This is a genomic window from Streptomyces sp. sk2.1 (genome assembly GCF_008120935.1).
Lineage (GTDB): Bacteria > Actinomycetota > Actinomycetes > Streptomycetales > Streptomycetaceae > Streptomyces.
Genome location: NZ_RDBO01000071.1, coordinates 277,982 through 287,621, shown reverse-complemented (window position 1 = coordinate 287,621; position 9,640 = coordinate 277,982). Strand labels below are relative to the sequence as shown.

Genomic DNA, 9,640 nt, shown 5'->3' with positions numbered 1-9,640 from the left:
CGTCGAGGGCGCGGACCTCGCCGACCACCTCGCCGAGCACGACCCGTACCCCTGGCAGTGGTCCGTCTCGGTCGCCGGGGCGGGCGGCCGGACCGATGTGGCCGCAGCCGTCGACGACGTCAAGAAGCTGCTCGGCGAGGGCCGCATCACCCAGGCCGTGGACATCCTCGGCTCGATCCTCCCGGTCGCGGCCGAACAGCACGGCGAGGACTCCGCCGTGGTCCGCATCCTGCGCAAGCAGTACGCGGCCACGCTGATGGACGACGGGCAGTACCGCCGCGCCCTGCCCGAGCTGCGCCGCCTCGCCGACGACCGCGCGGCCGAGGCGGGCCCGGCCGACGCGCAGACGCTCCAGTTCCGCCACGACGCCGCCCAGTGCCTGGAACAGCTCGGCGAACCGGCCGCCGCGCTCGCGGAGTACCGCGCGGTCCTCCCGTACTACGAGAACCAGTACGCCACGGGCGGCGACCCGGCCCGCGCCTTCGAGATCCGCAACCGCATCGGCCATCTGCTGCTCGCGGTCGGCGACCACACGACGGCGCGCTCCCAGCTCCAGGCGCTGCTGTACGACACCGAGCGGGTCTACGGCCCCCACCACCCGCTGCCGGTGGAGATCCGCCGTCGACTGGACCGTCAGGTGGAGGTCGGGGGCGGCTGAGCCGAGGGCGGCGGCGACGCCCCCGCGCAGACGTCAGGAGGCGCGCACGGCCTCCGGCCGCCCGGCGCGCACCTCGGTACCGGCCTCCGCCTCCGCTCCCGTACCCGCGCCTGCCCCCGTACCCGTATCCGTCCCCGGTCCCGTCCGCCGCCGGTACGCGAGCACCGCCCCGGTGGCCATGAGCACGGCGAGCGAACCCGCCCCCGCCGCCAGGCCGGCCCGCAGGCCGGGAGGCCGGAACGTACAGCTGACGGTGGTGCCGTCGGCGGGCACCGGGACGGCGACCAGGCCCAGATGGCTGCCGGCGGGCCGGCCCTGGCAGCGCCAGCCCGCGATCCGGGGCGCGGCGAGCACCACCGTTCCCGAGGAACCGGCCGGCAGTTCGGCCCGGACGCCGTCCGCGGTGACGCGCACGGCGCTCGCGCCGGTGCGCCGCAGCTCCGCTACGGCGGCGGCCAGCCGGGTCCGGTCCAGGCAGCCGACCGCCCCGTGCGGCACGGTCCCCGCGCGCGTGGAGACCAGTGCCACCCGCACCGCCCCGTCCCCGCCCACCACGCCCAGGCGCTGCACCGGGGCGCGCTTGGCCGGCGGCTTCCCCCTGAACCAGACCTCCTCCGAACCGTCGCCGGACCGGACCGGGCCGTCGCCCGGCGGATCCGAGCCGTCTCCGGACCGCGCCGGGGCGAGCCGCGCCGAACCGAACAGGCCGGGCGCCCACAGATACGCCTCCGTGCCCGCCGGACAGGTGGCGGTCAGCGTGTACGTGCCGCGCCCCACCCCGTAGTCGTCAGCGCCCCGGTCCGCCACCGCGCCGCCCCCCGCCGCGAGCAGTGCCGTTTCCGGCACCGTGTAGACCCGCGAACCGAGCAGCTTCTCCTGGTTCCGGAACGGCGACCGGCCGTACGGCACCGGCGTCCCCGGCGGACGCACCGTCACCAGCGGCGGCACCGGGGCACGGTCCACCGTCACCGGCCGGTCGTCCGGCGCGTTCCACGCCTGGTACGGGTCGCGCGGCCGGTGCACCCGCGCGCCGACCGAGAAGATCGCGTCCGTGACCGGGTTGTCGAGGCTCTGCACGGCCCGGCCGTTGGACGTCCAGCCCGCGCCGAGCGCCCGCATGGTGTCGGTCAGCACGGCGGGCGTGTGACTGCTGTAGTACGCGCCGCCCTGCCCGCCCAGCAGCAACGGATCGTTGGTGGTGGTCTGCTCCCGGCCCGGGTCCGTGCGGGTGCGCGGCCAGTCGTCGGCGCGCGCGACCACGTCCGCCTGAGCCCGCTGCCGCTCGCCCCAGGGCGCGTAGTGGTCCAGCCGGTTCAGCCGCGCCCGGTCGACGAACGCGGTGGTCGCGGCGGCCTGCCCGGCCTGCGCGCCGATCAGCAGCACGGCGGCCAGCACCGTCCACCGCCGGCCGCGCCCGACCAGGAGCAGCGCCCCGAGCGACGCCACCAGGCCGACCGCGAACAGCGGATACGTCCACTGCGTGATCAGGGCGCTGAAACCGGCCCCGGCCGCGACCAGCGCCAGTACCGCGCACCCGCCCGCCAGCGCCCGCCGGTCGGGCAGGCCGTGCGCGACCGAGACCCAGGCGGCGATCACCACCAGCCCGGCCAGCACGAACGTCTGCCGGTACGGGCTGCCGTTGGGCGTGGCGAAGGCGTGCCACAGCAGGTGCGTGGGCTCCCACTGCAACGACAGCGCGACGCCCGCCACCAGCCCCGCCCACGTCCACCGCTCGCGCCCCGGCACGGCCCGCTGGAAGGCCAGGGCGCACGCCAGGAGCAGGGTGCCGGTGCCGATGAAGAGCGCCGGGGTGAAGAAGGTGTACGTGGCGGGCAGCAGCCGGGCGAGCACGTCGGACCAGCCGGCGGCCGCGAACGGCCGGTCCCAGCCGGGGTACGCGTGCTTCGTGCCCAGGTAGACGGGGACCAGGACGGGCGCCGAGAGCCCGATCCCCAGCCCGACGGTGCGGGCCGCGCGCCCCAGCGCCCGGACCGCCGTCCGCCGGTCGTCCCGCTCGGTGAACAGCCGCGCCGCCAGTACCAGCGCCGCACCGAGCGTCGCCATGTAGGCGGTGTAGAAGTTGGCCACCCACATCACCGCGACGAGCAGCGGCGCGGCGACGGGCCGCCGCCCCGTGCGCGCCCACTCGGCGGCCAGACAGAGGACGGGCAGCGCGATCAGACCGTCCAGCCACATCGGGTTGTACGACGCCTCGGCGAGGGACCAGCCGCACAGCGCGTACGAACCGCCGAGCATCCCCGCCGCCCACCACCGCCCGCCGCGCAGCGTCAGCAGCAGCAGGGCCATGAGCGCCGCGGCCGACGCCGTCTTCAGGACCGTCACCACATAGACCGCGAGATCGATCCGGTCGCGCGGGAAGACCCCCACGAGCAGGGCGAACGGACTGGTCAGATAGGTGCCGAGGTCCGGCAGGAAGCTCGTCCCGTACCCGGACGACCAGTTGAGCAGCACCCCGCCGTCCGCGTCGCCGTGCAGCAGGTCCCACAGCCGGGCGTGGAACGGCACGAACTGGTTGCCCAGGTCGTTGACGCTCCGCGTGTGGTGCCCGAACGGGAAGACGCGCGCCAGGGCGTCGCCCGCGCAGACGGCGACGACGGCGAGCAGCGCGGCGAGCGCGCCGGCGCGCGGACGAGGACGGCCCGCACCCGGGCGAAGGCACCCCGCGAGCAGTCCGGGACGGTCCGCGAGCAGTCCTGGACGGTTCGCGCACAGGCCGGGACGGTCCGCGCGCAGGGGGAGGAGACCCGCGCGCGGACGGGGACGGGAAGTCGGCATACGCGGGAATATGCCAGCTTCGGACGAGCAAATCCGTTACGGAGCAAGGCAGTTCACGCAATGGACGCCCTTCGGTCATGCGGAGCGACGGGTTCCGACACATGTACCGGCTGGTGTACTTCTGTGCTGATCTCGCTGGTGGTGCCCTGCTTCAACGAGGAGGAGATCCTCGAACGCTTCCATGAGCGCGTCACGGAGGAGATGAACCGGCTGGGGCACGAGTTCCAGCTGGTGTACATCGACGACGGCAGTGCGGACCGGACCCTGGTGATCCTCCAGGAGCTGGCAGCGGTCGACCCGAGGGTCCGCTACGTCTCCTTCAGCCGGAACTTCGGCAAGGAGGCCGCCATGCTGGCCGGTCTCCGGCACGCCGAGGGCGACGCCGTCGTCATCATGGACGCCGACCTCCAGCACCCGCCCGAGCTGGTGGGCCGGATGCTCGACGAGCACGAGCGGGGGCACGACCAGGTGATCGCCCGCCGCACCCGCACGGGCGACCGCGTCACCCGCACCGTCACCGCCCGCGCCTACTACTGGCTGATCAACCGCCTGGTGGACGTGGAACTGGTCGACGGCGTCGGGGACTTCCGGCTGCTGTCCCGCCGCACCGTCGACGCGGTACTGGAACTCACCGAGTACAACCGCTTCTCCAAGGGCCTCTTCGCCTGGGTGGGGTTCCGCACGACGACCTTCAGCTACGAGAACGCCGTCCGGGAGCAGGGGCGCTCCGCCTGGACCTTCGGGAAGCTGCTCAACTACGGGCTCGACGGGCTGCTCTCCTTCAACAACAAGCCGCTGCGCGCGGCGCTCTACCTGGGCATGCTGCTGCTGTCCGTGGCCCTCGCCTACGCGACGTGGATCGTCGGTGTCGCGCTGGTGAAGGGGGTGGAGACGCCCGGGTATGTCACGCTTCTCGTCGTGGTCACCGCGCTCGCCGGGGTCCAGATGGTGATGCTCGGAGTGGTCGGCGAGTACGTCGGCCGCATCTACTACGAGGTGAAGAGGCGCCCGCACTTCCTGGTCGAGACCACGAACACCACGGCGGCGCCGCGACGGACGAGGGAACCCCAGGAGTTCGTACGCCGATGACGGTCCCGGCACAGATGGCCCGGTTCGCCCTCGTGGGAGTGGTGAACACCGGCACGTACTACGGCTGCTACCTCCTGCTGCTGAACGGCCTGCCGTACATCGCCGCCCATGTGGCGGCGTTCCTGCTGAGCATGACCGGCTCCTTCTTCCTGAACTCCTGGTTCACCTACCGGACCCGCCCCACCTGGCGGAAGTTCCTGCTCTTCCCGCTCACCAACGTCGCCAACTTCGTCATCACGACCGGCGGCGTCTATCTGCTGGTGGACCTCGCCGGGTTCGACGACCGGTACGCGCCGCTGGTCGCGGCGGTGGCGGCCATCCCGATCACCTTCGTCGTCTCGCGCACGATCATGCTGCGACCGGACACCGGGAAGCCCCTGCCCCGGCGCGTGCCCTGAACCGCGCCGCCCGGCCCGGACGGCGCCGCGCGGGCCCACATCCCCAACTCCTTGCGAATCGTTGGTCGAATCGGTGGCCCCAGCCACCTCCACTGCCTAACATCGATCACCGCAAGGTCTTGTGCACTGATGCACAAAGTCTCCCCGGGAGGTTCCTTTGCACCGCCGCCGCCGCACCGCGCTCACCGTCTCCGCCGCCCTCCTCGCCGGCGCCCCACTCCTGACCGCCTGCGGCGGCGGGACCCACCCGGGCGCCGCCGCCGTCGTCGGCGGGGACCGGATCGAGGTGTCCGCGCTGCAGGGCCAGGTGGCGGCCGTGCGCAAGGCCCAGCGCGGCGCGCAGGACGCCTCCCAGCTCATCGACAAGTCCGGCCAGCTCAGCCGGGCCAAGCTGCACGGCATCATCTTCGACAAGGTCCTGGACCGGGCCGCGAAGGATGCCGGCGTCACCGTCAACCGCAACGAGATCCAGCAGCTGCGCAAGGCAGCGGCGGCCCAGTCCGGGGGAGAGGCCCGGCTGCGCACGGTGATGCTCCGGCAGAGCTGGGTCGCCCCCGGCCAGATCGACACCGTCTTCCGCGAGCAGGTCCAGCTGACGAAGCTGGCCGCCGCGCTCGGCGTCGACATCCAGCAGCCCGCCGGACAGCAGGCCGTCGGCGAGGCGCTCACCAAGGCGTCGAAGGCGCTGCGGGTCGACGTCAACCCGCGCTACGGCACCTGGAACGACAAGCAGACCCAGCTCGCCGGCTACAAGGCCCCGTGGATCAGCCAGGTCACCAAGCCCGAAGGCGTGTCGGCCGGGGTCTGACGACCGGGGTCCGGTGATCGGTCCGGTCGGAGTAGATTCGAACGGTGAACGCTGAAGATCCCGGCCGTATCGTCCTGCTCACCGCCAGCCACCGCGTCGCGCCCGGGCTCCTGTCCTGGCCCGCCTGGCAGGCGCTGCACGCCGCGGACCGGGTGCTCTGCGCGGAGCGGGAGCATCCGCAGCTGCCGTACCTGCGCGAGGCGGGCGTCGTCGTCGAGCACGCCGAGCCCGCCGCGCAGGAGCTCGTCGACGCCTGCGCGGGCGGACGGAGCGTCGTCGTCCTCGCGGGCGGCGAGGGCTCCGGGCCGCTGACCGACGGGCTCGCCCGGCTCGCGGGTTCGGGCCGGGTGCGGATGCCGGACCTGGAGCTGCTGCCCGGTTCGTACGACCTGCCGGGGGCCCGGTTCCTCGACCTGGTCCAGATCATGGACCGGATCCGGATCGAGTGCCCCTGGACCTCGCGCAAGACCCACGAGGGCCTCGCCAAGTACGCCATCGAGGAGGCGTACGAGCTGGTGGAGGCGATCGAGGACGGCGACCGCGACGAACTGCGCGAGGAGCTGGGGGACGTCCTCCTCCAAGTGGTCTTCCACGCACGGATCGCCGAGGAGGACGCGGAGGAGCCGTTCTCCGTGGACGACGTGGCCGCGACCCTCGTCGAGAAGCTGATCCACCGCCACCCGCACGTCTTCGGCGACGAGACGGCCGAGACCCCGGAGGACGTGCACGCGCACTGGCTGCGGACCAAGGCCGTCGAGAAGCAGCGCGCGTCGGTCACCGACGGGGTGCCGCTCGGCCAGCCGGGGCTGGCGCTCGCGGCGAAACTGGCCGGCCGGGTCCGTACCGCCGGGCTCGACGTGACCCCGCCCACCGGCGACGGCATCGGCTACGAGCTCCTCGCCCTCGCCGTACGGGCCGAGCGGGACGGCATCGATCCCGAGGCCGCGCTGCGGGCCGCGGGCCGCGCCTACCGGGACGCCATCAGGGCCGCGGAGGGCAACGGATAACGTCGGGGCGTGAACCACAGCCCCGCCGACCGCCCCACGGATCAGCCCGCCGAGCAGCCCACGGACCGTCCCGCCGACCGCCCCACGGATCAGCCCACGGACCGTCCCGCCGAGCAGCCCACGGACCTTCCCGCGGCCCCGTCCACCGACGAGTCCGCCGACGAGCCCGCGGATCAGCCCGCCGGTGGCTGTCCCGTCGGCCGGTCCGGTGTCCGTCCCGCCGCCGCGCCCGAGCTCTTCACCTGGGAGTTCGCCACCGACCCGTACCCGGCCTACGCCTGGCTGCGCGAGCACAGCCCCGTGCACCGGACCGCGCTGCCCAGCGGCGTCGAGGCCTGGCTCGTCACCCGGTACGCGGACGCCCGGCAGGCGCTCGCCGACACCCGGCTCTCCAAGAACCCCGCGCACCACGCCGAACCGGCGCACGCCAAGGGGAAGACGGGCATCCCCGGGGAGCGCAAGGCGGAGCTGATGACGCATCTGCTGAACATCGACCCGCCCGACCACACCCGGCTGCGCCGCCTCGTCTCCAAGGCGTTCACCCCGCGCCGGGTCGCCGAGTTCGCACCGCGGGTGCAGGAGCTGACGGACCGCCTCATCGACCGCTTCGCCGAGGAGGGGAAGGCGGACCTCATCCACGACTTCGCCTTCCCGCTCCCCATCTACGCGATCTGCGACCTGCTGGGAGTGCCGCCCGAGGACCAGGACGACTTCCGGGACTGGGCGGGCATGATGATCCGCCACGGCGGCGGCCCGCGCGGCGGGGTGGCCAGGTCGGTGAAGAAGATGCGCGGCTACCTCGCCGAGCTGATCCACCGCAAGCGCGAGAACCCGGGGGAGGACCTGATCTCGGGGCTGATCCGGGCCAGCGACCACGGCGAGCACCTCACCGAGAACGAGGCCGCGGCCATGGCCTTCATCCTGCTCTTCGCCGGGTTCGAGACGACGGTCAACCTCATCGGAAACGGCGTCCACTCCCTGCTGCGCGACCCGGAGCAGCGCGCCCTGCTCCAGCGCTCCATCGAGACGGAGGAGGGCGGGCTGCTGGAGACCGGGATCGAGGAGCTGCTGCGGTACGACGGTCCGGTCGAGCTGGCGACCTGGCGGTTCGCCACCGAGCCGCTGACGCTCGGCGGACAGGACATCGCGGCCGGGGACCCCGTGCTCGTGGTGCTCGCCGCCGCCGACCGCGACCCGGAACGCTTCACGGACCCCGACACCCTGGACCTCGCGCGGCGTGACAATCAGCACCTCGGATACGGGCACGGCATCCACTACTGCCTGGGCGCGCCGCTCGCCCGGCTGGAGGGCCGGACCGCGCTCGCCACGCTGCTGAGACGCCTCCCGGACCTGCGGCTCGCGGTGGAATCAGGCGATCTGCGGTGGCGCGGAGGGCTCATCATGCGCGGATTGCGCACCCTCCCCGTGGAGTTCACGCCGGAGTCCGGACGGGCCGGAAGTGACACCTTGTCAACTCTGTGACTTTTACGTGATCCGCGCTGCATCGACTTGTGACTCCCGTTCGAGTCCAGCTAGGTTCACCGTTCGACCCACCAGTCACACGTCAGCTACACGGAAGGCAAACCCCATGGGCTCCGCGAACGGCAAACACCGTCGCCCCCGTCAGGCACCCGCCATCGTCGTCGCCGCGGGCGTGACCGGGTCCGCCATCGCCATCCCGCTGCTCGGCGCGTCCGGTGCGCACGCGGCCGACGCCACGACCTGGGACCGGGTGGCCGAGTGCGAGAGCGGCGGCACATGGAGCGCCGACTTCGGCAACGGCTCCTACGGCGGGCTCCAGCTCTCGCCGGAGACCTGGAAGGCGTACGGCGGCGAGTCGTACGCCGAGCGCGCCGACCTCGCCAGCCGGGCGCAGCAGATCGCCGTGGCCCAGAAGGTCCTGGAGGACCGGGGGCCGCAGGCGTGGCCCAGCTGCGCGGTCATCTCCGGCCTCGCGACGGACGGGACGCTGCCCGGCGTCGACCCGGGGACCGCGCCCTCCGTCGACCCGGAGCAGGACGGGAAGTCCACCGGGAAGCCGTCGAAGACCCCGGCCGACGAGGCCGACCCGTCGGACGGTGCGGGCGCCGTGGACGGTGAGGACGGTTCGTCCGGGACGGACGGTGCCGACGAGCCGTCAGGGGCGGTCACGCCGTCGCCGGACCCCTCGTCCACAACCCCCACCGCCCCGCCCTCGAAGGGCTCCACGACGGCCCCGTCCGACACGCCCGGGGAGTCCGTCCCGTCCGGTTCACCTGAATCGTCCAGCGGTCAGGGCGGCAAGCACCGCGGCGCCCCGGCGGTCGAGAACGGCCCCGGGGCCGGTGCCGGCGAGGGCCGCGAGTCGGGCCGTCACGCCTCCCGCGGCGGCGACGGCGCGCGCGACGCGGACGCCCCGGCCGCCGGTGACCCGTACACCGTCCGCCCCGGCGACAACCTCTGGGCCATCGCCGATGCGCAGAAGGTCCCTGGTGGGTGGACCGCGCTGTACGAGGCGAACAGGGACGAGGTCGGCTCCGACCCGGATCTCATCCTTCCCGGCCAGCGGCTCGACCTCGATGTGCGGGCCGAGTGAGAGCCGCGTGAGAGCGGCCTGACAACCGGCTGAAAAAGACCCCGTAACCGGGGCAGTTCAGGGACCTATGTCCACTTATGCGTAAGTGAGACATGGGTCTCTTTGCGTCAACTGGCGTGTCGCGCGCCGAGAACCCCTTCGCATCGGGTCCGACCTGCGGAAACAACAGATCCTCAGATGCAAGTAAGGGCTTATTGTCCGATGTGTCCATCTTTGAATGTGGGGGTTGCGTATGTTTACGGTCGGAACCGCTCGCACCGCGGGCCCCGTCGACCGTCACGCCGAATCCTGCCGTCGGTCGGAGGGAAC

7 protein-coding genes and 1 pseudogene are annotated in these 9,640 nt (G+C 73.0%); 7 read left to right on the top strand and 1 reads right to left on the bottom strand.

Annotation, left to right across the window (positions count from 1 at the left end; all coding sequences use genetic code 11):
- Positions 1–658: pseudogene (locus EAO76_RS26080) on the top strand (serine/threonine protein kinase); the annotation flags it as partial.
- A 33-nt stretch (positions 659–691) separates the two neighbouring features.
- Here EAO76_RS26080 and EAO76_RS26075 read toward each other — a convergent pair.
- Positions 692–3,454 (bottom strand): YfhO family protein, encoded by a 2,763-nt coding sequence (locus EAO76_RS26075; protein ID WP_148838336.1) that lies wholly within the window; start codon positions 3,452–3,454, stop codon positions 692–694.
- A 123-nt stretch (positions 3,455–3,577) separates the two neighbouring features.
- On the opposite strand from EAO76_RS26075, the gene EAO76_RS26070 reads away from it, so the two are divergent.
- The 6 genes from EAO76_RS26070 (at position 3,578) to EAO76_RS26045 (ending at position 9,331) form a co-directional block, all read left to right on the top strand.
- Positions 3,578–4,543, top strand: a complete 966-nt coding sequence (locus EAO76_RS26070; RefSeq protein ID WP_148838335.1) for a glycosyltransferase family 2 protein — start codon at positions 3,578–3,580, stop codon at positions 4,541–4,543.
- Entirely contained in the window at positions 4,540–4,941 is a 402-nt protein-coding gene (locus tag EAO76_RS26065) for a GtrA family protein (RefSeq protein ID WP_148838334.1), read from the top strand. Before EAO76_RS26070 ends, EAO76_RS26065 begins: the two co-directional genes overlap by 4 nt.
- A gap of 157 nt (positions 4,942–5,098) precedes the next feature.
- Positions 5,099–5,749: a SurA N-terminal domain-containing protein gene (locus tag EAO76_RS26060; RefSeq protein WP_148838333.1), complete on the top strand. Its 651-nt coding sequence runs from the start codon at positions 5,099–5,101 to the stop codon at positions 5,747–5,749.
- A 44-nt stretch (positions 5,750–5,793) separates the two neighbouring features.
- A complete protein-coding gene (locus EAO76_RS26055; RefSeq protein ID WP_148838332.1) occupies positions 5,794–6,756 on the top strand; it encodes a nucleoside triphosphate pyrophosphohydrolase in 963 nt (320 codons plus the stop codon).
- Positions 6,757–6,765: 9 nt separating this feature from the next.
- Positions 6,766–8,238 (top strand): cytochrome P450, encoded by a 1,473-nt coding sequence (locus tag EAO76_RS26050; RefSeq protein ID WP_148838331.1) that lies wholly within the window; start codon positions 6,766–6,768, stop codon positions 8,236–8,238.
- Positions 8,239–8,344: 106 nt separating this feature from the next.
- A complete protein-coding gene (locus tag EAO76_RS26045) occupies positions 8,345–9,331 on the top strand; it encodes a transglycosylase family protein (RefSeq protein WP_148838330.1) in 987 nt (328 codons plus the stop codon).
- The last annotated feature ends 309 nt before the right edge of the window (positions 9,332–9,640 follow it).

What these genes read in the sequence shown, in the direction of transcription:
- EAO76_RS26045 (WP_148838330.1), top strand. Translation starts at nt 8,345, where the DNA reads ATGGGCTCCGCGAACGGCAAACACCGTCGCCCCCGTCAGGCACCCGCC.
- EAO76_RS26075 (WP_148838336.1), bottom strand. Translation starts at nt 3,454, where the DNA reads ATGCCGACTTCCCGTCCCCGTCCGCGCGCGGGTCTCCTCCCCCTGCGC.
- EAO76_RS26065 (WP_148838334.1), top strand. Translation starts at nt 4,540, where the DNA reads ATGACGGTCCCGGCACAGATGGCCCGGTTCGCCCTCGTGGGAGTGGTG.